Source organism: Streptomyces sp. NPDC047869 (assembly GCF_040704065.1).
In the GTDB taxonomy this organism is placed as follows: Bacteria; Actinomycetota; Actinomycetes; order Streptomycetales; family Streptomycetaceae; genus Streptomyces.
Genome location: NZ_JBEYRK010000005.1, coordinates 114,265 through 139,209 on the forward strand (window position 1 = coordinate 114,265; position 24,945 = coordinate 139,209).

Consider the following 24,945-nt stretch of genomic DNA (forward strand, 5'->3'; position numbering starts at 1 on the left):
TCCGGTGCGGCGACCGCCTTCTTGCGGGTGCGGCGGGGCTTGGCCTCGGTGGCTTCCGCGGTGTCCACGGCGGCCTCGGCGGCGGCAGCGGTCTTGCTGGTGCGGCGCGGCTTGGCCTCGGCTGCCTCGGGCGCCTCGGCGGTCTCCGGTGCGGCGACCGCCTTCTTGCGGGTGCGGCGGGGCTTGGCCTCGGTGGCTTCCGCGGTGTCCACGGCGGCCTCGGCGGCGGCAGCGGTCTTCCGGGTCCGGCGCGGCTTGGCCTCGGCCTCCGACTCCGCGGCTTCCGGAGCGGCGGCGGCCTTGCGGGCGCGACGCGGCTTGGTCTCCGCGGCTTCCACGGTGTCGACGGCGGCCTCGGCGGCCGGTTCGGCCGTCTTGCGGGTCCGTCGGCGCGGCTTCGGCTCGGCGGCCTCGGTCACGGCCTCGGGCGCGGCCGCCACGGGGGCGGGCTCGGCCACGGGTGCCTCGGTCACCGGCGCCTCGGCCACGGCGGTCCCGGCCGGCTCGGCGGCCTTCCGCGTGCGGCGGCGGCGCGGCTTCTCCGGTGCGTCCAGGGCGGCCGGGCCCTCCGCCGTGTCCACCGTCTCGACGGCGGCCGACTCGACGGTCGCGGGCGCGGCAGCGGCCGTCACCGGCTCGGCCGCGCTCCCGCCGCGCGTACGGCGGCGACGGCGCGGGGTACGGGGCCCCGCGGGCTCCTCGGCGGTGCCGGACTCGGTGACCGGCGCCGGGGCGGTGGAGGCGTCCGCCGGGGCACCGCCGCGCGTGCGGCGGCGACGGCGCGGGGTGCGGGCCGCGCGCTCACGCTCGGCCGACGGGGCGGCACCGGACTCGGCACGGCCACCGCGGCCGCCCCGGTCCCGGCCGCGTGCTCCGCGGCCACCGGTCTCGCCCAGGTCCTCCAGCTCCTCGGCGTCGAGCCCGGCGCGGGTCCGCTCCGAGCGCGGCAGTATGCCCTTGGTGCCCTCGGGGATGCCGAGGTCGGAGAACAGGTGCGGGGAGCTCGAGTACGTCTCCGCCGGGTCGCTGAAGCCCAGCTCCAGCGCCTTGTTGATGAGCTGCCAGCGCGGGATGTCGTCCCAGTCGACGAACGTGATCGCCGTGCCCTTGGCGCCCGCGCGGCCGGTGCGGCCGACGCGGTGCAGGTACGTCTTCTCGTCCTCGGGGGACTGGTAGTTGATGACGTGGGTCACGCCCTCGACGTCGATGCCGCGCGCGGCGACGTCGGTGCAGACGAGGACGTCGACCTTGCCGTTGCGGAAGGCCCGCAGAGCCTGCTCGCGGGCGCCCTGACCCAGGTCGCCGTGGACCGCGCCGGAGGCGAAGCCGCGCCGCTCGAGCTGCTCGGCGATGTCGGCGGCGGTGCGCTTGGTGCGGCAGAAGATCATCGCGAGCCCGCGGCCGTCGGCCTGCAGGATGCGGGCGACCATCTCCGGCTTGTCCATCGAGTGCGCGCGGTAGACGAACTGCTTGATGTTCGCGACCGTCGCGCCCTCGTCGTCCGGCGAGGTGGCGCGGATGTGCGTGGGCCGCGACATGTAGCGGCGCGCGAGACCGATGACCGCGCCCGGCATGGTCGCCGAGAACAGCATGGTCTGGCGGTTCACCGGGAGCATGGCGACGATCTTCTCGACGTCGGGCAGGAAGCCCAGGTCGAGCATCTCGTCGGCCTCGTCGAGCACCAGGCACTTGACGTGCTTCAGGTCCAGCTTCTTCTGGCCCGCCAGGTCGAGCAGCCGGCCCGGGGTGCCGACGACCACGTCGACGCCCTTCTTCAGGACCTCGACCTGGGGCTCGTAGGCCCGGCCGCCGTAGATGGCGGTGACGCGCACGTTGCGTACCTTGCCCGCGGTCAGCAGGTCGTTGGTGACCTGCTGGCACAGCTCGCGGGTGGGGACGACGACGAGCGCCTGGGGGGCGTCGGTCAGGGCCTCGGGGGCGGCGCGGCCGGCTTCCACGTCGGCGGGGACCGTCACCCGCTCGAGGAGCGGGAGGCCGAAGCCGAGCGTCTTGCCGGTGCCGGTCTTGGCCTGGCCGATGACGTCCGTGCCGGAGAGGGCGACGGGGAGCGTCATCTCCTGGATGGGGAAGGGGGTGACGATGCCGACGGCCTCCAGGGCCTCGGCCGTCTCGGGAAGGATTCCGAGGTCTCGAAACGTCGTAGTCAGGATGCTGCCTCTTCTGTGTGGCGCGGCGCGAGGCGAGCGCGGGGGTCTTTGACGGACCGTGCCGGGGGACGTCGGCTGCCATACGGGCGAACCACTCGGGCCAGCCGTAAAGCACGGGACCTCTGCCGACGCTCTAGCGCTCGTACCGCTGAGGGTGTCCCTCCGGTCGACGTACGTATGTGCCGTACGGCCGGGGAGGGCTGTCGGGTCGGAGCCGATCGGGCCACCGACCGGGCATCCTCATGCGTGCGGCCTGTCGGGACGCGTCGAACATCGTCGACGCACTCAGCCAGGCGCATTACCACCATACCCCGGATTCGCGCACATGCGATGGCCGATTTGCTCACGTAGTCGTGGTCACACTGGTTGGCCAGGGGCTTCCGGGGCAGGGCGAGCGGACTATTGTGCGCCTCATGACTAGCTCTGACAAGCCTGAGAACGCGCCCGCCGCCGCTGCCGGACCCACCGGCGTCGCCGCCCAGGACTGGACCCGGGCCTCCGCCGACCCGCAGTACCGCGCCGCGGTCGTGGACCTGCTCGGAGCGCTCGCGTACGGCGAGCTCGCGGCGTTCGAACGGCTCGCGGAGGACGCCAAGCTGGCGCCGACGCTCGCGGACAAGGCGGAGCTGGCCAAGATGGCCTCGGCCGAGTTCCACCACTTCGAGCGGCTGCGCGACCGGCTCACCGAGATCGGCGAGGAGCCGACCGCCGCGATGGAGCCGTTCGTCGCCGCCCTGGACGGCTTCCACAAGCAGACGGCGCCCTCGGACTGGCTGGAGGGCCTGGTCAAGGCGTACGTCGGCGACTCGATCGCCAGTGACTTCTACCGGGAGGTCGCGGCCCGCCTGGACTCCGACACGCGCGAGCTGGTCCTGGCCGTTCTCGACGACACCGGGCACGCCGGCTTCGCGGTGGAGAAGGTGCGCGCGGCGATCGACGCGGACCCGCGCGTGGGCGGGCGGCTGGCACTGTGGGCGCGGCGGCTGATGGGTGAGGCCCTGTCGCAGTCGCAGCGCGTGGTCGCCGACCGGGACGCGCTGTCCACGATGCTCGTGGGCGGTGTGGCCGACGGGTTCGACCTCGCCGAGGTGGGCCGGATGTTCTCCCGTATCACCGAGGCGCACACCAAGCGGATGGCCGCGCTGGGCCTCGCGGCCTGAGACCGGGCCCGGCGTTCGGGGGGCGGTACGCGCCCCCCTCGACGGCGTCGCTCGCTACGCCGGGATCGATCGTCGGCGCAGCCGGCGGCCGGCCGGGCGGAGGAGCAGGGACAGGGAGGCCGCCGAGACGACCGCGGCGCCCAGCAGGCTCAGCAGCGCCGTCCCGGGACCGAGCGCGCTGTGGGTGACGAAGTCACCGAAGAGGGCACCGGCGACGCCCGTCGCGAAGACCAGGGCGGGGGCGGGCAGGCGGTGTGCCAGCCGCTGCGTCGCCGCCCAGGCGAGGAGCAGACCGACCAATGCGGATCCGAGTGCTTCCAGGATCATGTCGGGGTCCCTCCCAAGGCCGGCCGGTGCTTCACGGTCGTAGCCCGTCCTACCCGTGACCTGCGGAGTACAACCCTCCTCTGTGGACGACTTGTGCTCCATCTGTGCGCGGCCGCCAGAACACCGCGCCGCCAGGAACACCACGTCGGCACGGGTACCAGGCCGGCACGGGTACCCCGACGGCGCGGGCACCGCAAGACGGAAGGGGCCCGGCGGCACAGTGCCGCCGGGCCCCTTCCGCTGAACGGGACCTACAGAGTGCCGAAGCCGACCTTGCGGACGGTCGGCTCGCCGATCTCCACGTACGCCAGACGGTCCGCCGGCACCAGGATCTTGCGGCCCTTCTCATCCTCGAGGCTGAGCAGCGGCGTCTTTCCGGCCAGGGCCTCAGCCACCACGCGCTCGACCTCGGCGACGCTCTGACCGCTCTCCAGAACGATCTCGCGGGGCGCGTGCTGCACGCCGATCTTGACCTCCACGGCTATGTCCCTCCGACGGTCAGTGCTGTGCGCGATCTTCCGCGCCGTACCAGCACACATTAGCCCGGTGAGGGGACGTACACGCTGCGGGCCGGAACGCCATCAGCGAACACCGCGGGGGAACAAATGACCGTCAGTGGTGGTCGATGCCGTGCAGCGGGAAGCCGGCGATGCCCCGCCAGGCCAGCGAGGTCAGCAGCTGCACCGCCTGGTCGCGCGGCACGCTGCGGTCGCTGTGCAGCCAGGAGCGCGCCACCACCTGGGCGAGACCGCCGAGGCCGGAGGCGAGCAGCATCGACTCCGCGCGCGAGAGACCGGTGTCCTCGGCGATGACGTCGCAGATCGCCTCGGCGCATTCGTTGGTGACCTTGTCGACGCGCTCGCGCACCGCGGGCTCGTTCGTCAGGTCGGACTCGAAGACCAGGCGGAAGGCGCCGCCGTCGTCCTCCACGTAGGCGAAATAGGCGTCCATGGTGGCGCGGACGCGCTGCTTGTTGTCGGTCGTCGAGGCAAGCGCGTTGCGCACCGACTGGATCAGCGCCTCGCAGTGCTGGTCCAGCAGCGCGAGGTAGAGATCCAGCTTGCCGGGGAAGTGCTGGTAGAGCACCGGCTTGCTGACGCCGGCCCGCTCGGCGATGTCGTCCATCGCCGCGGAGTGATAGCCCTGAGCGACGAAGACCTCCTGGGCGGCGCCCAGCAACTGGTTCCGTCGGGCTCGGCGTGGCAGCCGTGTGCCACGTGGGCGTGCCGCCTCAGTCTGCTCGATGGCTGTCACGCCGCCTCCCAATGTCGTCCACGTGCGGTGTAGACCGCGCGGCCATCGTACTTTTCGGTAACCGTGCTGTGCGCGGTGCGAGCGCAGAATTTCACGTACCGGGCGGCGATGAAAGCGGTTGACGCCCCCCTGGCGCGGCCGAACGCGTCCCGCGGGGTGGCCGCGAGGTCAGCGGTAGTCGTCCTCGTCGAGGGAGACGACGCGCCGCTGTTCGACGAGGTCGGCCTCGTTGCCACGGGCCGGGTCCACGTCCGTCAGGGGGTCGTCGCGCTCCGGGGTGACCTCCGTGTGCTGCTCGGCGGAGTCCACCTCGGGGGCCTCGACATCGATCTCCGGGACGCTGTCGTTCTCCCGGTCCTCGATCGCGTCGGGCTCGATGGGGTCCTCGATGGAGTCGTGGGTCATGGTGGGCTCCCTTCCTACGAACGTCCCTGGAACCAGCAGGGGCCACATCCGGGTGCCCTCTGTACGAGCCTAGGAGACACCTGATTCCGGTGCCATGCCATGGACGTCCGCGGCCGTGTGGTCGCGCGGGTCCTGAGGGGGCGTCGCCGCGTCCGGTCCGCGCCGCGTTCCCGGTCCTGTGTCCTTGACGCACGGGTGCGATCTGTGACGGCGAACACATGAGCCGCTACGTGATCGTCTCGTAACATTGCCGCATGTCTTCGACCGAGTCGCCTTCCGTACCGGCCGCAAGTGTCCTTCCCAGGGTCGCGCCCGTCCGGGTCGGTGAGGGCGAGCGGCTGAGGTCGGTGGGGCTGCCGGGGGTCACCCTGTCGCTGCGTTCGCGGCCGCCCGCGCGCGCGGGGCTGCCGCCCGCGTTCTTCGTCCACGGACTCGGCGGTTCCTCGCAGAACTGGTCGTCGCTGATGGCGGAACTGGACGGCGTCGTCGACGGCGAGGCGGTGGACCTGCCCGGCTTCGGCGACTCCCCGCCCCCGGACGACGGTGACTACTCCATCACCGGGCACGCGCGCGCGGTCATCCGCTGTCTGGACGCCACCGATCGCGGGCCGGTGCACCTCTTCGGCAACTCCCTCGGCGGCGCGGTCGCCACGCGCGTGGCCGCCGTACGGCCGGATCTCGTCCGGACGCTCACCCTGGTGTCGCCCGCCCTGCCGGAGCTGCGGATCCAGCGGACCGCGGTGCCGACGGGGCTGCTGGGCGTGCCCGGCATCGCCGCGCTGTTCACCCGGCTCACCCGGGAGTGGACGGCCGAACAGCGGGTGCGCGGCGTCATGGCGCTCTGCTACGGCGATCCGGGACGCGTGTCCACCGAGGCGTTCGGGCACGCCGTCGAGGAACTGGAACGGCGGCAGCAACTGCCGTACTTCTGGGACGCGATGGCACGCTCCGCGCGCGGTATCGTCAACGCCTACACCCTGGGCGGACAGCACGGGCTGTGGCGCCAGGCCGAGCGTGTGCTCGCCCCCACCCTCCTGATCTACGGTGGTCGCGACCAGCTGGTCGGCTTCCGCATGGCCCGCAAGGCCGCCCGCTCCTTCCGCGACTCGCGTCTGCTGTCGCTGCCGGAGGCGGGGCACGTGGCGATGATGGAGTACCCGGAGGTGGTGGCGGGGGCGTTCCGGGACCTCCTCGCACAGGCCGGGACACCGGGCGGCGATCCGGCCGCGGAGACGGACACGGACACGGAGAGCTGAGGGCTGGTGGGACGCCACAGTCGCCGCGGAGCGGCCCCCAAGGGCGACTCCGCGGCCATAAAGGCACAGGGAGAGGCAGGGGGCGCGGCCCCCGGCGCCGGCGGCGAGGGCGCCGGAAGCGAGGTCTGGCTGCCGGGTCAGCGGCAGGCCCCGGCGGGCGCCCCGGGCGCCCAGGGGACGGGACCGCGCCCGGCGCCGGGGGCGCCCGGCTTCCCGCCCGGCACGCCGGCCCGTGGACTGCCGCGCTTCCCGCCCGGCACGCCCGCGCATGGAGTGCCGCGCCTTACGGAGGGCACCCCTGTCCGTGTGGCACCCAGGCTTCCGGACGGCACTCCCGCTCGTGGTGTTCCGCGTCCCGCGGACGGCACGCCGGCCCGCGGGGTGCCCAGGTTTCCCGACGGCACACCCGCTCATGGCGTTCCGCGACTGCCCGACGGCACGCCCGCGCAGGGGACGCCGCGGGTCGGTGGCGGTGCCTCCCGGGCCCGTGGCGGGCATCCCGAGCAGCGTGAGGCCGGGGGCGGCTGGGGCGAGTTCAAGGGGGCGGCCGGCGGCGCAGGGACGGCTCCCGGTGGCACCGGGATGCCCGGGGGACCGGCGACTGCCGGTGCCAGGCAGGGCGCGGGCGGCCCCGGCACGGCCCTCCCGCGGCAGCGGCGGCGGCAGGGCGGCCCCCGGCAGGACTACCTGGACGCCTTCGACGAGGACATCGACGTCTTCGACCCCCGCCCCGGCCGCCGCCCCGGACCGGACGGCCGGCAGGGGCCGCACGACCCCGACGCGGAGCCGGCCGCCGGCGCGGGTTCCGGGCCCGGCGGCGACGGGTCCGAGGCCGCCGTGCCCGCACAGCGCTCCGGCGGCAGGAGCCGGGCCTTCACCGGTATCGCGGCGGCCGCCGTGACCACCGCCCTGGCGATCGTCGTCGCCGGGCAGGTCGCCGACGGCCACGACGGCAGCGGCCTCCAGGCCCGGTCCGCCACCGGGCAGGCGGGCGACGCCCGCGCCCCTGGCGGCACCGCGCCCGCCACCGCGCCGAGCGTGGCGGCGCTGACGTACGACCAGAAGATGGCCCGGACGTACCCGCTCGGCGCCTCACTGAAGGGCTCCGGGAAGTTCGACGCGGTCCCGGGCCTCGACAAGGCGCCCGGCCGGGGACAGAAGTACACCTACCGGGTGGACGTCGAGCAGGGACTCGGTCTGGACGGTGAGCTGTTCGCCGAGGCCGTGCAGAAGACGCTGAACGACGACCGCAGTTGGGCCCATGACGGCGCCCGTACCTTCGAGCGGATCTTCTCCGGCAAGCCGGACTTCGTGATCACGCTCGCCAGTCCGGGCACCACCGCCACATGGTGTGCCAAGTCCGGCCTGGACACCACGGAGGACAACGTCTCCTGCGACTCGGCGTCCACCGAACGCGTGATGATCAACGCCTACCGGTGGGCACAGGGCAGTGAGACATACGGGAAAAAAATTCACGCTTACCGGCAAATGCTGATCAATCACGAAGTGGGGCACCGCCTCGGTCACGGTCATGTGACCTGTGGCAAGGACGGCGAACTCGCCCCGGTCATGCAGCAGCAGACCAAGTTCCTCGACCACGACGGAATCCACTGCCGACCCAACCCCTGGCCGTATCCCAGGAGTTGACAGGTGGCGCTTATGTCAGATTGACATGAGTCGCATGTTCGTTCATATTTCTCGGCATGTGGTCCCGTCATACCGTCTCGCACAGCGCAGCCATCGAGCTGGCGCTGTTCGGTGTGACCGCGCTCTGCGTGGCCGACATCCACTGTCGCTGACGCCGCCTCCCTGGCGTTCGCGTCGCGACTTATTTCCCTTTTTCCGTCCGTGACCGTGTCACGGGTGTCTTCGACGACCCGACGCCGGGGCCGACGTCTGCCCGCAGCCGTCTCACTCCTCGTTCATCTGTCTCACTTGTCGAGAAATTCTCGATCAGCCCCGAGAGGTCGTCATTCCGATGCGTCAACCGTCCGTCATAGCGCGCCGCGTGGCAGCGGCATCCGTCAGCCTGGTCGTGGCAGCGGGCGCCGCCGCCTGCGGTCCGGAGGACAACGATGCCAAGGGCTCAGCCGGCGACTCCGCGCCGCACAAGGGCGGCACGCTCACGGTGCTGAACTCCAACCCGCAGGCGGACTTCGACCCCGCCCGCCTGTACACCTCCGGCGGCGGCAACGTCCCCTCGCTCGTCTTCCGCACCCTCACCACCCGCAACCGTGAGAACGGCGCGGCCGGCGCCGAGGTCGTCCCCGACCTCGCCACCGACACCGGGCGTCCCAGCAAGAACGCGACCGTATGGACGTACACCCTGCGCAAGGGCCTCAAGTACGAGGACGGCACCCCGATCACGTCCGCCGACGTCAAGTACGGCATCGAGCGCTCCTTCGCGCCCGAACTGTCGGGCGGCGCCCCCTACCTGCGGGACTGGCTGGTCGGGGCCGCCGACTACCAGGGCCCCTACAAGGACAAGAAGGGCCTGTCGGCGATCGGGACGCCGGACGAGCGGACCATCGTCTTCCACTTGAACAAGCCCGAGGGCGAGTTCCCGTACCTGGCCACCCAGACCCAGTTCACGCCCGTGCCCAAGGCCAAGGACACGGGCACGAAGTACGAGGAGCACCCGGTCTCGTCCGGCCCCTACAAGGTCGTCAGCAACGAGAACGACGGCGAGCACCTCGTCCTGAAGCGCAACACGCACTGGTCCACGGCGGTCGACGCAGAGCGCAAGGCCTACCCGGACACCGTCGACGTCCGCTCCGGCCTCGACTCCTCCGTGATCAACCAGCGGCTTTCCGCGTCCCAGGGAACGGACGCCGCCGCGGTCACCACGGACACCAACCTCGGCCCGGCCGAACTCGCCAAGGTCACCGGTGACAAGGAACTGGCCGCGCGCGTGGGCACCGGCCACTTCGGCTACACGAACTACATCGCCTTCAACCCGAAGGTGAAGCCGTTCGACGACCCCAAGGTGCGGCAGGCGATCTCCTACGCCGTCGACCGGTCCTCCGTGGTCAACGCGGCCGGCGGCAGCGCGCTCGCCGAGCCCGCCACCACCTTCCTGCCAGACCAGAAGTCCTTCGGGTACACGCCCTCCGACCCGTTCCCGGCGGGCAGGTCCGGCAACGCGGCCAAGGCCAGGGAACTGCTGGCCCAGGCCGGCCACAAGAACGGCCTCACCGTCACGCTGACCCACTCCAACAGCAAGGACTTCGAGACCAGCCCCGAGATCGCGACCGCGATCCAGGACGCCCTCAAGAAGGCCGGCATCACGGTCAAGCTGCAGGGCCTGGAGGAGAACGACTACGCGGACAAGATCCACAGCGTGAAGACCGAGCCGGGCTTCTTCCTCGCCCACTGGGGTGCCGACTGGCCCTCCGGCGGTCCCTTCCTCGCCCCGATCTTCGACGGCCGGCAGATCGTCAAGGACGGCGCGAACTTCAACACCGGCCTGCTCGACGACAAGTCGGTCAACGACGAGATCGACGCGATCAACAAGCTGACCGACCTCGACGCGGCCGCGAAGCGGTGGGGCGCGCTGGACAAGAAGATCGGTGAGCAGGCCCTCGTGGTGCCGCTGTTCCACCCGGTCTACAAGCGCCTGTACGGCGAGGAGGTGCGGAACGTCGTCATCAGCGACTGGACCGGCGTCCTCGACATCTCCCAGGTCGCGGTGAAGTAAGGCCGTGAGCGAGGCACTTGTCGCCACCCAGGCCCCCGGGACGGACACCACCGTCCCGGGGGCCTCGGGGGCCCGTCAGTTCTGGCGGCGGCTGCGGGCGCAGCGCGCCGCCCTGGTCGCCGCGGCCGTCGTCGCGCTGCTCGTCCTGGTGGCGCTCGCCGCGCCGCTGCTCACCGCCCTGGAGGGCCAGGACCCCACCACCTACCACCCGTCCCTGATCGACTCCGCGCGCGGGGGCGTGCCGATCGGCTCGTTCGGCGGCGCCGGCGGCGCCCACTGGCTGGGCGTCGAGCCGCAGACCGGGCGTGACCTGTTCGCCCGGCTGGTGTTCGGGGCGCGGGTGTCGCTGGGGGTCGCGCTGGCCGCGACCGTGCTCCAGGTGACCCTCGGTGTGCTGATCGGGGTCGCCTCGGCGCTCGGCAGCCGGTTCGTCGACCAACTGTTGAGCCGGTTCACGGACATCATCGTCGCCCTGCCCCTGATGATCATGGCGCTGGCGCTGCTCGCCATCGTGCCGACGAGCTTCCCCCGGCCCGTCCTGGTCACCTTCGTGATCGGCCTGATCGCCTGGGGCAACATCGCCAAGATCACGCGCGCGCAGACGCTCACCCTCAAGGGGCTCGACCACGTGGCCGCCGCCCGGCTCAGCGGCTGGGGCACCTGGCGGATCGCCCGCCGTGAACTGCTGCCCGGGCTCGCCGCGCCCGTCATCACCTACGCGGCCCTGCTCGTCCCCATCAACATCTCGGTCGAGGCGGCCCTGTCGTTCCTCGGCGTGGGCGTGAAGCCCCCCACACCGTCCTGGGGGCAGATGCTCACCGCCGCCGACGTCTGGTACCAGGCGGCGCCGCAGTACCTGCTGCTGCCCGCCGGAGCCCTCTTCGTCACCGTCGTCGCGCTGACCGTCCTCGGCGACGGTGTGCGCACCGCCCTTGACCCGCGCGCGGCCTCCCGGCTGCGTGTCGGCACGGGCGCCAAGGGCGAGGGCAGGGCGGCCGGGGCCGGCAAGGGCGACGGCGGAGCGGCCGGCGCCGGCAAGGAGGACGCCGCATGAGCGGGTTCGGCGGTTTCGTGCTGCGCCGTGCCGTCGGCGCCCTGGTCACCCTGCTCGCCATCTCGGTGATCATCTACGTCGTCTTCTACGTCACCCCCGGCAACGTCGCCCAGATCAGCTGCGGCCCGCGCTGCTCGCCGGTCCAAGTCCACCAGGTCGCCCAGCAGCTCCACCTGGACGACCCCCTGTACCTGCGCTACTGGCACTTCCTGCAGGGCCTGTTCGTCGGCCAGGACTACTCGACCGGCACCTCGGTGGCACACTGCCCGGCGCCCTGCCTCGGGCTCTCCTACCAGAGCGACCGGCAGGTGACGGACATCGTCCTGACCAAGCTCCCGGTCAGCCTGTCGCTGGTGTCCGGCGCGATGGTGATCTGGCTGGTCCTCGGCGTCGGCACCGGAGTGCTCTCCGCCTGGCGGCGCGGCCGGTTCACCGAGCGGGCGCTGACCGCGCTCACTCTCGCGGGCACGGCCACGCCGGTCTTCGTCATCGGCCTGGTCCTCATGATCGTGGTCTGCGGGGAGCTGCGGCTGCTGCCCTTTCCCCAGTACGTGAAGCTCACCGACGATCCCGAGCAGTGGGCGTGGAACCTGCTCCTGCCCTGGCTCTCGCTCGCCCTCATCGAGGCGGCGGCGTTCGCCCGGCTGACCCGGGCGGCCATGCTGGAGACCCTCGCCGAGGACCACGTACGGACGTTCCGCGCCTACGGGGTCTCCGAACGCTCGGTCGTCGGACGGCACGCCCTGCGCGGGGCGCTCGCGCCGGTCATCGCGCTGAACGCCAACAACTTCGGCGGAGCCGTCGGCGGGGCCGTCCTCACCGAGACCCTCTTCGGCCTCCCCGGCATCGGGCAGGAACTGGTCCACGCGGTCAAGGTGGTCGACCTGCCGGTCGTCGTCGGCATGGTCCTGGTCATCGGCTTCTTCGTGGTCATCGCCAACGCCGTCGCGGACGTCCTGTACGCGGTGGCCGACCGACGGGTGGTACTCGCATGAGCCTGGTCGAAGTCACGGACCTGACCGTGGAGTTCGGGTCCCTGCGCGCCGTGGACGGCCTCTCCTTCCGGCTGGCGCGGGGCGAGGCCCTCGCGCTGGTCGGCGAGTCCGGTTCCGGCAAGTCCACCGTCGCCGGCGCCCTGCTGGGCCTGCACCGGGGCACCGGGGCGCGGGTCGGCGGCTCGGTCCGCGTCGCGGGCACCGATGTGCGGCGGGCCTCGGACGAGGAGCTGCGCGGGCTGCGCGGCGCCAAGGCGGCCATGGTCTTCCAGGACCCGCTGTCCTCGCTCGACCCGTACTACGCGATCGGCGACCAGATCGCCGAGGTGCACCGCGTGCACACGCGCGTGTCGCGCCGCGCCGCACGCGCGCGTGCCGTCGAGGTACTGGACCGGGTCGGCATCCCGGACGCGGTACGGCGGGCCCGTTCCCGCCCGCACGAGTTCAGCGGCGGCATGCGCCAGCGCGCCCTGATCGCCATGGCGCTCGCCTGCGAGCCGGACCTGCTGATCGCCGACGAGCCCACCACGGCCCTCGACGTCACCGTCCAGGCCCAGATCCTCGACCTGCTGCACACGCTGCGCGAGGAGACCGGCATGGGCCTGCTGCTCGTCACCCACGACGTCGGGGTCGCGGCCGAGAGCGTCGACGAGGTGCTGGTCATGCGGCACGGCAGGGCCGTCGAACACGGCCCGGTCGGCGCGGTCCTGGCGTCGCCCGGGCAGGCGTACACCCGCGAGCTGCTCGACGCCGTCCCGCGCGTGGACACGCCGCGGGCCGCCGCGCGGGCGTCCGGGGAGGTCGTGCTGGAGGCCACCGGCCTGCGGCGCGAGTTCGGGCGCGGCAAACGCGCGTTCACGGCCGTGGACGACGTCTCGCTGACCGTCCGCCGGGGCGAGACCCTGGGCGTCGTGGGGGAGAGCGGCAGCGGCAAGACGACGCTGGGCCGCATGCTGGTCGGGCTGCTGGAGCCGACCGCCGGCGGGATCCGCCACGCGGGACGCCCGCACACCGGCGTGGACCCGGCCGTCCAGATGGTCTTCCAGGACCCGGTCTCCTCCCTCAACCCCCGCCGCGGCGTGGGCGAGTCCATCGCGGACCCGCTCCGCGCACGCGGGGAGCGGGACGAGCGGCGCATCCGAGCACGGGTGGGCGAACTGCTGGAGCGCGTGGGGCTCGAGGCGGCGCACTACGACCGCTACCCGCACGAGTTCAGCGGCGGCCAGCGCCAGCGCGTGGGCATCGCCCGGGCGCTCGCCGCGGACCCGCGCGTCATCGTCCTGGACGAGCCGGTCTCCGCGCTCGACGTCACCACGCAGGCCCAGGTGGTCGCGCTCCTCGGCGAGCTGCAGCGGGAACTCGGCCTCGCGCTCGTGTTCATCGCGCACGACCTCGCCGTGGTCCGCCAGGTCAGCGACCGGGTCGCGGTGATGCGCCGCGGACGGATCGTGGAGTCCGGTCCGGTGGACGAGGTCTACGACGCCCCGCGCGAGGCGTACACGAAGCAGCTCCTGGCCGCCGTGCCCGCCCTCGATCCGCAGCTCGCGGCCCGGCGGCGGGCGGCCCGGCGGGAGCTGGCCGCGGCGTAACGTTTCACGCTCGGACGATCACCTTCCGCAGTCCTAGCGCGACGGAACGCGACCCGCACCCGAAAGTTACGCCCGTTCACCCCTTTTGGTGGCGCGATGGACAACCGTCCATCGCGCCACCGCTCTGTCCGCATACGTTCGTGCCGCTGCGAGCCGCCGGGACGAAGGCGGCTTCCCACTCACGGAGATCGGGGGTGCACACGTGCGCATCGGACTGCTTACGGAGGGTGGCTACCCGTATGTGGGTGGTGACGCCGGGCTCTGGTGCGACCGGCTCGTGCGCGGGCTCGCCCAGCACGAGTTCGACGTCTACGCGCTCAGCCGCGGCCGGCAGCAGGAGGACGCGGGCCGCGTCCCGCTTCCGCCGCAGGTCGGCCAGGTGCGCACCGCTCCGCTGTGGACGGCCGAGCACGACGGGGTCGCCTATGGCCGGCGTGCGCGCCGGCGCTTCACCGAGTGCTACGGCGAACTGGTCGAGGCCCTGAGCGGCGGGCCCGGCGCCGCCGCCGGCCCAACCGCCGGAACCGGGCCCGCTCACGAGGCGGACCGTTTCGGCAGTGCACTGTACGGTCTCGCCGAACTCGCCCGGGACGAGGGCGGACTGGTCGGCGCACTCCGCTCCGACACCGCCCTGCGCACCCTCGAACGCGCCTGCCGCGCCCCCGGCGCGCCGCGCACGGCGCGCGAGGCACGCGTGGCCGACCTGCTCACGGTCACCGCCCACCTCGAACGCGCCCTGCGTCCCCTCTCCCTGGACTGGTACGGCGACGACGGCCTCGGCGCCGCCGACCTCTGCCACGCCACCGCCGGCGGCACGGCCGCCCTGCCCGGACTGCTCGCCCGGCACCTGTGCGAAGTGCCCCTGCTGGTCACCGAGTACGGCGTGCAGCTCCGCTCGCACTACCTGGCCCTGGGCCCCGACGACGCCGCCCCCGCCGTACGCGCCCTGCTCGCCGCCTTCCACGGCCTGCTCGCCACCGAGGTCTACCGGCGCGCCACCCTCCTCACACCGGGCAACGCACACGCCCGCCGCTGGCAGGAACGGTGCGGCGCCGACCGCGCGCGGATCCGCACCGTGCACCCCGGCATGGACGCCTCCTGCTTCACCGAGGTCGGCGAGTCCCCGGACCGGGCCGATCCGTACACGCTCGGCTGGGTGGGGCGCGTCGAACCCGCCAAGGACCTGGTGTCGCTGCTGCACGCCTTCGCCGAGGTCCGCAGGGAGGAGCCGAAGGCCCGGCTGCGGATCGTCGGCACGCCCGTGGGTCCGGAGGGCGAGGCGTATCTGGGCCACTGCCGGGTGCTCGCCGCACAGCTCTTCCCGGACGAGGCGGAGGGCGTGCACGCGGTCGGGGACAACCCGGTCTCCTTCGAGGAGATCGGCGGCCCCGAGGTGCCGACCCTGCCCGACGCGTACGCCGGCGTCGCCGTCGTCGTCCTCTCCAGCGTCGTGGAGGGCTTCCCGAACACCCTGGTGGAGGCCATGTTCAGCGGCCGCGCCACGGTGTCCACCGACGTCGGCGCGGTGGTGGAGGTGATCGGCGGCACCGGCCTGGTCGTGCCGCCGCGCAACCCCCGGGCGCTCGCCGAGGCGTGCGTGGCGCTGCTGTGCGACCCCGAGCGCCGTGAGCGCCTCGGTGCCGCCGCACGGGCCCGCGCGCTGGAGCTGTTCACCGTCGAGCAGAACATCGCGGCGTTCAACGGCATCTATCTGGAGATCGTCTCGCGCTGCCCGGTGCGCCGGGTCGTCCTCGACGAGGCCGGTGACCCGCTGCCGTTCGCCGCCCCGGCCGAGACCCATGTCCCCGTCCACTGGACCGGCCCCACGGCCCGGGAACGCATCCGGGAGGCGTCCTGCCGGGCGCCCGGCGACCCGGTCCGCGCGACCTCGGGAGCGGCATCGGAGGGGGCGCTGTGAGCAGGATGGAGGGCGGCGCCGCGAGCGGTTCCGGCCGGGTGGAGGGCGTCGACGGTGACAGGGACGTCCTGCGCGAGTCGCCCGGCACGGGCGCGCTGAGCGGTACGGACGAGGCGCACGGAGGATGCGCCCTGGGCGGCACGTACGCGCCGCACGGAAACGCCCTGAGCGGTACGGACGCGGTGAACGGCACGGACGCGCTGAGCACCATGGACCGGCTGAGCGAACGAGACCACCCCGGGATGCCGGCCGGTGCCACGGCCCGGGACGAGCGGTCGCGGGAATGGCTCACCGGGGCCGTGGCGCACGCCGGACCGGCCGCCGAGGGCCACGCGGACGCGGGCGCCCCCGACCCCGCGCCCCCGGCCCGGCCGGGCACGGACGCCGCGCCCGGCGGGACCCGTACGACCCCGTTCCGGCGCCGAACCGCCGACCCCGTCAAGACCCTGCTGCACCGTCACCGTGACCTGTGCGAGCGCGCCGTGGACCCGCTGGAGATCGCCGCCGGACTGGAGGCGCACGGCGTCACCGACCGGACCGCCGCCCGGTTCCGCCACCGCGACGTCTTCTCGCTCGCCGAGGAGCTGTACGCGCGCGTGCCCCGCGACGGCGCACCGCACACCCGTCCCGAACCCGGGCAGGGACCTCGCGTCCGGGCCGGCTGGGTCCTGCTCACCCTCCTGCCCGGAGTGCTCGCCGCGGCCGCCCTGACCGGACTGCGCCTCACCCACGGCCAGTCCCGCCCGCTGGTGGCCGCCGCCGGCCTCCTCGCCCTGGCCGCCGCGACGCGCGCCGCCCTGCGCCGGGGCCCCCTGGCCGCGGTGCCGGGCCGGGTCCCGTGGCGCACGGCGGCCGCCACCCGAGCGTGGACCCTCTGGCTCCTCGGCTACGCGCTGCTCGGCGACGGACTCCTGGAGGCCGTCGTCGCCGGCGGCCCCGACGCGCTGCCCACCGGTGCTCCCGACGGCCCCTGGCCGATGACCGCCGCACCCGCCCTGGCGCTCACCCTGGCCTGCGCCCCGGCCGCCTGGTGCGCCCACCTCCTCGCCGCCGGGGCCCGCCGCAGGCTCGCCGGCAGCCGGGGACTCGGGGACTTCACCAGCGCCGCCCGGCCCCTGCTGGCCGGTGTCCTCGTCCTGTTCCTGGGCGCCCTCACCGGTCTGCTCGCCCTGTGCGGCGCGGTGCTGCACGAGAGCGCGGCCCTCCCGCGGGGGCTCGCCCTCGGCGCCCTCCTGCTGCTCGCCCGCCTCCTCGTCACGCACCGCCGGCGGCGCGCCCCCGAGCTCGCCCTGGGAGCCGCCGCGGTCACCGAGGCGGCGGCGCTCGCCCTGCTGCTGGCCGCCCGGCTGCCCGGCTGCGCCGTCCTCGCCGCGCCCGTCCAGACCGTGGTGGACGCCTGGGGTCCGGCCGCCGTGCCGACGCTCGCGTGCGGCGCCGCCGCGCTCGCCCTGCTGTTCCACGCGCTGCGCACCCTGACCCGGGCCTCGGCCCACGCCCCGGCGGGAGCACCTGAGTGAACCTTCCGCCACCGTCCCCGGCCGCGTCCGCCCCCACTCGTCCCGAGCGCGCGGCGGCACCCGGCCACGGAAACGGCGTCCGGCCCCCCACCGCAGGCCACCGCATCACCCCTTCGAAGGAGAAGACCAGATGACCACCTCCCGACACGGAGCGCCCGGAGCGTCCGGAGCCTTGGGAGCCGCCGGAGCGCACACCCCGGGAGCTGCCCGATGAGGGTCCTGCTGATCGGAGCCAACGGATACATCGGCCGCTTCGTCGCCGACCGCCTGCTCGCCGACCCGGCCGTCCAGCTCACCGCGCTCGGCCGCGGCGACGACGCCGACGTCCGCTTCGACCTCGCCTCGGGCAGCCCCGGAGCGCTCACCCGCTTCCTCGACGCGGTCCACCCCGGAGTGGTCGTCAACTGCGCCGGCGCCACCCGGGGCGGTGCCCGCGACCTCGTCCGGCACAACACCGTCGCTGTCGCCACCGTCTGCGAGGCCCTGCGCCGCAGCGGCTGCGGAGCCCGGCTGGTGCAGGTCGGCTGCGGCTCCGAGTACGGCCCCAGCCAGCCCGGCTCCTCCACGGCCGAGGACGCCGTGCCCCGGCCCGGCGGCCCCTACGGCGTCAGCAAACTCGCCGCCACCGAACTGGTCCTCGGCTCCGGCCTCGACGCCGTGGTGCTCCGCGTCTTCTCGCCCGCCGGACCCGGTACCCCGGCCGGCTCCCCGCTCGGCCGGCTCGCCGAGGCCATGCGCCGCGCCATGCAGTCCGGCGACGGCGAACTCAAGCTCGCCGGACTCGGCGTCCAGCGCGACTTCATCGACGTCCGCGACGTCGCACGCGCCGTGCACGCCGCCTCCCTCTCCGCCGCGCAGGGCGTCATCAACATCGGCTCCGGCCGCGCCGTCCGCCTCCGCGACGCCGCCGCCGTCCTCGCCCGGGTCGCCGGATACGGCGGCGCCCTGCACGAACTCGACGCGCCCCCCGGGCCGCTGCGCAGCACCATCGGTCACCCCCGCGCCGACTCCGAGCACGCGGCCCCGGTCGCCTACCCGTACCCGGACGGCTGCGGTAGCTGGCAGCAGGCCGATGTGCGCACCGCCCGCGACCGGCTCGGCTGGCGCCCCCGCATCAACCTCGAGGAATCCCTCGCCGACATCTGGATGGAGGCGGCATGCCGCATCTGACCAGCACCACAGCGAGCACCACCGGCACCGGTGTCCGTACCGGCCTCGGCATCCCCGGCTACGCCCATCCGCTGGTCGCCCCCGACCAGTGGGCCGAACTCACCCGCCCCGGCACACCCCTCGACTGGGTGGTGCTCAACGTCGCCGCCGGGCCCGGCAGCCGTCCGGACCCGCACTGCCTGGAAGCCGCGGGCCGGCTGCGCAACGGGGGCGTGCGGGTCCTCGGTCACCTGGACCTCGCCCACGGCGCCCGCTCCTTCGGCGACCTGCTCTCCGACGCGCACCGCCACCTCGAGTGGTACCGCGTCGACGGCTTCCTCCTCGACCGGTGCCCCACCGAGCGCGACGCGCTGCCCGCGGTCCGCCGGGCTGTCACCACCCTGCGGGCGATCAGTGACACCGCCCACATCGTCCTGGGCCACGGCGGCCACCCGCACCCGGGATACGCGGAGAACGCCGACCAGCTGGTGACGTTCGCGGGCCCCTGGCCCGACTACCGCTTCTCGCAGGCCGCCGAGTGGACCGCCGACTATCCGCCCGACCGTTTCTGCCACTTCGTGCACGGCGTGCCGCGCGGCCACCTGGAGGAGGCGCTGCGCATCGCCCGCTGGCAGGGCGCGGGCACGATCTACCTCACCGATCGCACCGACCGGGGCGGCCGGGCCGACCCCTGGGAGACGATGCCCGGCTACTGGGACGAGATCGTCTCGCGGATCGGAACAGGTGTCTCGGAATGAAGAAGCCCGTGGCAGTGTTACAGGGAGAACAACCGTAGTGATCGACCGACCAACGGAGTCCCCGTGTCGCTGCCACCCCTGGTCGAGCCAGCCCCTGAGCTCACCGTAGACGAGGTCCGCCGGTACTCCCGCCACCTGATCATCCCCGACGTGGGGATGGACGGGCAGAAGCGGCTGAAGAACGCCAAGGTGCTCTGTGTGGGCGCCGGCGGCCTGGGCTCGCCGGCGCTGATGTACCTGGCCGCCGCGGGCGTCGGCACGCTCGGCATCGTGGAGTTCGACGAGGTCGACGAGTCCAACCTGCAGCGCCAGATCATCCACAGCCAGTCCGACATCGGCCGCTCCAAGGCCGAGTCCGCGCGTGACAGCGTCAAGGGCATCAACCCGTACGTGAACGTGATCCTTCACGAGGAGCGGCTCGAGGCCGACAACGTGATGGAGATCTTCAGCCAGTACGACCTGATCGTCGACGGCACGGACAACTTCGCGACCCGCTACCTGGTCAACGACGCGTGCGTGCTGCTCAACAAGCCGTACGTGTGGGGTTCGATCTACCGCTTCGACGGCCAGGCCTCCGTCTTCTGGTCCGAGCACGGCCCCTGCTACCGCTGCCTCTACCCGGAGCCCCCGCCGCCCGGCATGGTCCCCTCCTGCGCCGAGGGCGGAGTGCTGGGCGTGCTGTGCGCGTCCATCGGCTCCATCCAGGTCAACGAGGCCATCAAGCTGCTCGCCGGCATCGGTGAGCCGCTGGTCGGCCGCCTGATGATCTACGACGCCCTGGAGATGCAGTACCGCCAGGTCAAGGTCCGCAAGGACCCGGACTGCGCGGTCTGCGGCGAGAACCCGACCGTCACCGAGCTCATCGACTACGAGGCCTTCTGCGGCGTCGTCTCCGAGGAGGCCCAGGCGGCGGCCGCCGATTCCACGATCACTCCCAAGCAGCTCAAGGAGTGGATCGACGACGGCGAGAGCATCGAGATCATCGACGTCCGCGAGCCGAACGAGTACGAGATCGTCTCGATCCCCGGCGCCCGTCTGATCCCCAAGAACGAGTTCCTCATGGGCACCGCCCTTGAGGGCCTCCCGCAGGACAAGAAGATCGTCCTGCACTGCAAGACGGGTGTCCGCAGTGCGGAAGTCCTGGCGGTCCTGAAGTCCGCGGGCTTCTCCGACGCGGTACACGTCGGCGGCGGTGTGATCGGCTGGGTCAACCAGATCGAACCGGACAAGCCGGTGTACTGATCAACGCCCCTCACCAGCGGGCCTGACGAAGCCCACGGCTCTGACCAGCTCAGAGCCGTGGGCTTCGGGGATTCGAGTGGCGTGTGGTGGGCGTGGCTCCCGGGTGAGTGCCACGCCCACCCGGTCAGCGGGAACGCGTGTCAGCGTTCACCGGCTCGGGGATGTGGTCAGTGGCGGGTGCGGTGGTCACCGTCGCGGTGGCCGCGGTCGCCGCGGTGGTCACGGTCGCCCCGGTGACCGCGGTCGCCGCGGCCCCAGGAGGCGTCGTCGACGAAGCGGCCGCGGTCGTTGCGCAAGGTCGCCGTGTCGGAGCGGTCCCAGACGGACCGGTTGCGGTCCTGGAACAGGTCGCTGCGGGTGTCGTGGCCGTAGCCGGTGTGGACGCGGACGGTGCCGCGTCCGGCCAGCCGGTAGTGGTGGAAGGTGTAGGTGTGGCCGTCCCTGTCCGCCAGGGTCCAGCCGTTGAGGTTGACCGGGCGGCGCGAGTTGTTGGTGATGTCGACCCACTCCCGGTTCAGGGCGCGGTTGGAGCGGTCGTCGCGTCCCGGGGCGTCGTACCGCACGCTGCTGATGTAGACGGTGTCGCGGTGGTGACGGCCGGGGTGGTGGTCGGCGGCCGAGGCCGGCAGGGCCACGGCTCCCACGGCGGCGGCCGCCACGGCGGCGACAGCGGTCATGCGGCGCACGGATGCGGAAACGGTCACGAGGATCCCCCTACAGGAGTCCATGGCACCCCCCTTACGGATCTGCGGAGCGAAGAACGCCGCAGGCCAGTGGTGGTGCGTTGCACGAGCGGCGGCCGGCTGGCCGCGCACTCACACTGTGCAAGCCGTGCGCCCGGTTTGTGGGGGAGGTGTGCGCGCCATTACGGGTTGAACATATTCCTGTGACTCTCTGCTGCATCGTCCATGTATGACTCCAACACGCCGATTTGAACGTTCGTCAGGGAAACAGCCGCTTCAGTACTGGCCTGTGCGGCTCGCGATGCCGCCCCGCCGTCCTGCCCCGCCGGGCCGGTGTCACCCGAAAGTGAGTAACAGGAACGACCCCGACCGATCGGACTAGTCCCTTCGGGCGCGGCCGTGTCCCATGTCGGAACGCCTCCTCCCCGCTCCGCCGGCCGCCGGCCGCCGGCCGCCGGCCGTCGTCAGGAGCAGACCTTGCCGTCCTTCGGCACCGTTCCGTCGAGCAGGTAGGCGTTCACCGCCGAGTCGACGCAGTCGCTGCCGTTGCCGTACGCCCCGTGTCCCTCGCCCTTCCAGGTGAGTTGGACGCCGACGCCCTTGCCCAGTTCGTCGGCCATCCTGCGGGCGCCCTCGTAGGGGGTCGCCGGGTCCCCGGTGTTGCCGACGAGCAGGACCGGCGCCGCACCCGGTGCGCTGACCCGCGGGGTGTCGAACTGCCCGGCCACCGGCCAGTCGTGGCACCAGCCGGCCGTGTCCCAGCCGAGGTACTCCCCGAAGACCGGTGATATCCGCTCGAACTCGGGCAGCAGCCGCTTCGTCCGGGCGAGTGTGGGCCGCTGCTTGTCGTCCAGGCACGATATGGCCCGCTGGGCGTGGGCCCGGGTGCCGTAACGCCCGGAGGAGCTCCGTTCGTTGTACTGGTCCGCGAGTGCGAGGAGCTTGGAGCCGTCGCCCTGCTCGGCCGCCTTCAGCGCGCTGGTCAGTCTGGGCCAGCCGGCCTCGCTGTACAGCGGCAGGATGATGCCGGTGAGGGCGAGCGTCTGGGTCAGCTTCCGTCCGGACGCGGTCGGCAGGGGCCTGGCGTCGATGCTCTTCAGCAGCGCCGCGATCTTCCGCGTGCCCCGTTCCGGGTCCTGGCCGGTGGATCTCAGGTAGTCCTCCAGCGCCCGCTGGAAGCCCCGCGTCTGGTTCTTCGCGTGGCCCACCGTGTCCGCGGTCGGATCCACCACCGCGTCGAGGATCATCCGGCCGACGCGCCGGGGGAACAGGTGGGCGTAGACGCCGCCGAGTTCGGTGCCGTAGGAGATGCCGAAGTAGTGCATGGTCCGGTCGCCCAGCACCTGCCGCAGCAGATCCATGTCACGCGCGGTATCGGTGGTCGAGACGTGCGCCAGCAGCCGGCCCGCGGCCCGTTCGCATCCCTTCCCGAAATCGACGGCGTCCTGGAAGTACGCCTTCTCCTCGGCCGGATCGTCCGGCGTGGCGTCCACGGCCTCGGCGGCCTCGAGGTCCCGGTCGCCGCGGCAGCGTACGCCCTCACTGGCGCCGACCCCGCGCGGATCGAAGCTCACCAGGTCGTAGCGCTCGCGCAGCGTGGTGACGGTGGCGCCGTAGTACGGCATCGTCGACACGCCCGAGCCGCCGGGGCCGCCGAAGTTGAACAGCAGGGAACCGATCCGGTCGTTTCCGGTCGCCCGTGCCCGGATGAGGGCGACGCCGATCGTCCGACCACCGGGGTCCGACCAGTCCAGCGGCACCTTGAGCGTGGCGCACCGCCATTCGTCGCCCGGGGCCGCGGAGTCCTCGGTGGCCCCGCACCGGTGCCAGTCGAGCTGTTGCGAAGTGAGCGAGGAGGGTGGGTCCGCCGGGGCCGGCGCCGCCGGTGTGGAAGCCGGGCCGCTCCGTCCGGCCGGGCCCGTTGCCTTGCCCTCGTCATGGCTCCCGCCCGAGCCACCGCCACCGCACCCGGCCACCAGCAGCGCCGCGGCCACCCCGGCCGTCCACCGCAGAACCCGAAGCATGCGCACCCCCCCTCGCAGGCCCCCCGCGTCGTGCCGCGGCAGGCGTTCACGTCATGGTAGGTGGCGGCGCGCAAGCCCGTGACGGGCTGTGGATAACCGTCTGGCCTGCATATTCGCCGAGGTGTGCGGGTTCTTCAGGAACAGACCGTGCCGGCCTTCGGCACCTTCCCGTCCAGCAGGTATCCGTTCACCGCGTTCTGCACGCACTTGTTCTTGCTGTCGTACGCCCCGTGCCCCTGGCCCTTGTACGTCAGCTCGACGCCGACGCCCTTGCCGAGCGCGTCCACCATCTTCTTCGCGCCCTCGTACGGCGTGGCCGGGTCGCCGGTGTTGCCGACGACGAGGATCGGTGCCGAGCCCGGTGCGCTGACGTCGGGATGGTCTCCGGCGCCCGGTACCGCCCAGTCGGTGCAGCTGAGCATGCCCCAGGCCAGGTAGTCCCCGAACAGCGGGGAGGCGGCCCGGAACTGCGGAAGCCTGCGCCGGACCTCGGCCGCCGTGTAGCGCGGCTTCTCGTCGGCGCAGTTGACGGCGATGTTCGCCGCCGCGATGTTGCTGTACTCGCCGTTCTCACTGCGCCCGTTCATCGAGTCGGAGAGCAGCATCAGGATCTTGCCGTCGCCCTCGTATGCCTGCTGCAGCCCCTCGGTGAGGTACTCCCAGAAGTCCTTCGAGTACAGGGCCTGCGCGATGCCGTTGGTCGCCGCGGTCTGGGTGAGCTGCCGCGGGAAGGCACCGGGGATCGGCTTCTTCTCCAGGTCCTTGAGCAGCTTGGCGATGCGGTCCTTGACGTCCTGCGCGGTGTCGCCGATCGGGCAGTCCTCGGTCTTCGACGCGCAGTCCTCGGCGAAGTTGTCGAGCGCCAGCTGGAACCCCTGGGCCTGGCCTAGCGCGCTCTGCGCGGGGTCTTTGGTGGGGTCGACGACCGCGTCCAGGACCGCGCGGCCGACGTGCCCCGGGAACAGGTGGGCGTAGACGCCGCCGAGTTCGGTGCCGTAGGAGATGCCGAAGTAGTGCAGCTTGTCGTCGCCGAGTACCTGGCGCATCAGGTCCATGTCGCGGGCCGCGTCGGTGGTGCGCACGTGCGGCAGGATCTTCTTGGAGTGCTTCTCGCAGTTCGCGTTGAACTCCTTGGTGCGGTCGACCAACTGGGTCTGCTCGGCGCTGTCGTCGGGTGTGCCGTCCTGCTGGAAGTACTGGTCGAGCTGGGCGTCGCTCTCGCACTCCACCGGCACGCTCCGGCCGACTCCGCGCGGGTCGAAGCTCACCAGGTCGTAGCGGGTGTTCAGGGTGGCGTAGTCCTGGCCGAACGCGGGGAGCGTGGTGACGCCGCTGCCGCCGGGACCGCCGAAGTTGAAGATCAGCGAGCCGATCCGCTTGTTCGCGTCGCCGCTCGCCCTGGCGCGGATCAGGGCGAGATCGAGGGTGTCGCCTTTCGGCTTGCTCCAGTCCACGGGTGCCTTCATGGTGGCGCACTGCCACTGGGTGCCGTCCGGCAGCGGCGACGGGGAGGAGCCACCGCCCTCCGCCGCGGACGGGGCCGGGCAGTCCTTCCAGTCCAGTTTCTGTGCCGTCAGATCCCCGTTCCCGGCACCGTCGCCGCACCCGGCCAGCAGGGCGGCCAGCAGCACGGCGCTGGTGGTCAGGGCAGCGGCACGCAGCCTGGAGGGGTTCGCCATGTTCCCATCGTGCGCGCGTGCGGGCCGGGGCGCGCGGGGCACGGGCCGTACGAGCGATGCCCGGGCCCCC

General features: G+C 72.8%; 21 protein-coding genes. 13 read left to right on the forward strand and 8 right to left on the reverse strand.

The genetic code is table 11. The annotated features are described in order from the left end of the window. On the reverse strand, nt 1-2,075 hold a 2,075-nt coding region (locus AB0924_RS09135; protein WP_366911042.1), incomplete at its 3' end, for a DEAD/DEAH box helicase. A 506-nt stretch (nt 2,076-2,581) separates the two neighbouring features. Between AB0924_RS09135 and AB0924_RS09140 the strand changes: the two genes are divergently transcribed. Beyond that, entirely contained in the window at nt 2,582-3,328 is a 747-nt protein-coding gene (locus AB0924_RS09140) for a ferritin-like domain-containing protein (RefSeq protein WP_358927502.1), read from the forward strand. A 54-nt stretch (nt 3,329-3,382) separates the two neighbouring features. Here the strand turns inward: AB0924_RS09140 and AB0924_RS09145 are convergent, their stop codons facing one another. The 4 genes from AB0924_RS09145 to AB0924_RS09160 form a co-directional block, all read right to left on the reverse strand. Beyond that, nucleotides 3,383-3,655 (reverse strand): hypothetical protein, encoded by a 273-nt coding sequence (locus tag AB0924_RS09145; protein ID WP_351662479.1) that lies wholly within the window; start codon nt 3,653-3,655, stop codon nt 3,383-3,385. A gap of 251 nt (nt 3,656-3,906) precedes the next feature. Beyond that, entirely contained in the window at nt 3,907-4,134 is a 228-nt protein-coding gene (locus tag AB0924_RS09150; protein ID WP_199211899.1) for a DUF3107 family protein, read from the reverse strand. Nucleotides 4,135-4,267: 133 nt separating this feature from the next. Further along, nucleotides 4,268-4,909, reverse strand: a complete 642-nt coding sequence (locus AB0924_RS09155; protein ID WP_358927503.1) for a TetR/AcrR family transcriptional regulator — start codon at nt 4,907-4,909, stop codon at nt 4,268-4,270. A 168-nt stretch (nt 4,910-5,077) separates the two neighbouring features. Further along, a complete protein-coding gene (locus tag AB0924_RS09160) occupies nt 5,078-5,314 on the reverse strand; it encodes a hypothetical protein (protein ID WP_358927504.1) in 237 nt (78 codons plus the stop codon). Nucleotides 5,315-5,568: 254 nt separating this feature from the next. Here AB0924_RS09160 and AB0924_RS09165 point away from each other — a divergent pair, with 254 nt between their 5' ends. From AB0924_RS09165 to moeZ, 12 genes are all read left to right on the forward strand, one after another. Then, nucleotides 5,569-6,570: an alpha/beta hydrolase gene (locus AB0924_RS09165; protein WP_358927505.1), complete on the forward strand. Its 1,002-nt coding sequence runs from the start codon at nt 5,569-5,571 to the stop codon at nt 6,568-6,570. A gap of 6 nt (nt 6,571-6,576) precedes the next feature. After that, nucleotides 6,577-8,217 carry a DUF3152 domain-containing protein gene (locus AB0924_RS09170; protein ID WP_366911043.1) on the forward strand — a complete coding sequence of 547 codons (1,641 nt, stop codon included), beginning with the start codon at nt 6,577-6,579 and terminating at the stop codon, nt 8,215-8,217. A gap of 56 nt (nt 8,218-8,273) precedes the next feature. After that, a complete protein-coding gene (locus AB0924_RS09175; RefSeq protein WP_358927507.1) occupies nt 8,274-8,369 on the forward strand; it encodes an Ms4533A family Cys-rich leader peptide in 96 nt (31 codons plus the stop codon). Between the two features lie 179 nt (nt 8,370-8,548). Next, the gene (locus AB0924_RS09180) at nt 8,549-10,267 is read left to right on the forward strand and encodes an ABC transporter substrate-binding protein (RefSeq protein WP_366911044.1); all 1,719 of its coding nucleotides are present in this window, start codon (nt 8,549-8,551) and stop codon (nt 10,265-10,267) included. Between the two features lie 4 nt (nt 10,268-10,271). Further along, entirely contained in the window at nt 10,272-11,321 is a 1,050-nt protein-coding gene (locus tag AB0924_RS09185; protein WP_358927509.1) for an ABC transporter permease, read from the forward strand. Then, complete coding sequence (locus AB0924_RS09190; protein WP_358927510.1) at nt 11,318-12,316, forward strand: ABC transporter permease; 999 nt, start codon at nt 11,318-11,320, stop codon at nt 12,314-12,316. The genes AB0924_RS09185 and AB0924_RS09190 overlap by 4 nt, the downstream gene beginning before the upstream one ends. Beyond that, nucleotides 12,313-13,905 carry an ABC transporter ATP-binding protein gene (locus AB0924_RS09195; protein WP_366911045.1) on the forward strand — a complete coding sequence of 531 codons (1,593 nt, stop codon included), beginning with the start codon at nt 12,313-12,315 and terminating at the stop codon, nt 13,903-13,905. The genes AB0924_RS09190 and AB0924_RS09195 overlap by 4 nt, the downstream gene beginning before the upstream one ends. A gap of 202 nt (nt 13,906-14,107) precedes the next feature. Further along, the gene (locus AB0924_RS09200) at nt 14,108-15,823 is read left to right on the forward strand and encodes a DUF3492 domain-containing protein (RefSeq protein ID WP_366911046.1); all 1,716 of its coding nucleotides are present in this window, start codon (nt 14,108-14,110) and stop codon (nt 15,821-15,823) included. Between the two features lie 5 nt (nt 15,824-15,828). After that, a complete protein-coding gene (locus tag AB0924_RS09205; protein ID WP_366911116.1) occupies nt 15,829-17,340 on the forward strand; it encodes a hypothetical protein in 1,512 nt (503 codons plus the stop codon). A 210-nt stretch (nt 17,341-17,550) separates the two neighbouring features. After that, nucleotides 17,551-18,510, forward strand: a complete 960-nt coding sequence (locus AB0924_RS09210) for an NAD-dependent epimerase/dehydratase (RefSeq protein WP_358927513.1) — start codon at nt 17,551-17,553, stop codon at nt 18,508-18,510. Beyond that, complete coding sequence (locus AB0924_RS09215; protein WP_366911047.1) at nt 18,498-19,247, forward strand: spherulation-specific family 4 protein; 750 nt, start codon at nt 18,498-18,500, stop codon at nt 19,245-19,247. Before AB0924_RS09210 ends, AB0924_RS09215 begins: the two co-directional genes overlap by 13 nt. 63 nt (nt 19,248-19,310) lie before the next feature. Continuing rightward, on the forward strand, nt 19,311-20,489 hold the full coding sequence (gene moeZ / locus AB0924_RS09220; RefSeq protein WP_358927515.1) for an adenylyltransferase/sulfurtransferase MoeZ: 1,179 nt from the start codon (nt 19,311-19,313) through the stop codon (nt 20,487-20,489). Nucleotides 20,490-20,656: 167 nt separating this feature from the next. On the opposite strand, the gene AB0924_RS09225 is transcribed toward moeZ, so the two are convergent. The 3 genes from AB0924_RS09225 to AB0924_RS09235 all read right to left on the reverse strand — a co-directional run bounded on the left by AB0924_RS09225 (nt 20,657) and on the right by AB0924_RS09235 (nt 24,875). After that, complete coding sequence (locus AB0924_RS09225; protein WP_358927630.1) at nt 20,657-21,166, reverse strand: lamin tail domain-containing protein; 510 nt, start codon at nt 21,164-21,166, stop codon at nt 20,657-20,659. A 470-nt stretch (nt 21,167-21,636) separates the two neighbouring features. Further along, on the reverse strand, nt 21,637-23,196 hold the full coding sequence (locus AB0924_RS09230) for an alpha/beta hydrolase (RefSeq protein ID WP_366911048.1): 1,560 nt from the start codon (nt 23,194-23,196) through the stop codon (nt 21,637-21,639). 134 nt (nt 23,197-23,330) lie between these two features. Further along, on the reverse strand, nt 23,331-24,875 hold the full coding sequence (locus AB0924_RS09235) for an alpha/beta hydrolase (RefSeq protein ID WP_366911049.1): 1,545 nt from the start codon (nt 24,873-24,875) through the stop codon (nt 23,331-23,333). Between the last annotated feature and the right edge of the window lie 70 nt (nt 24,876-24,945).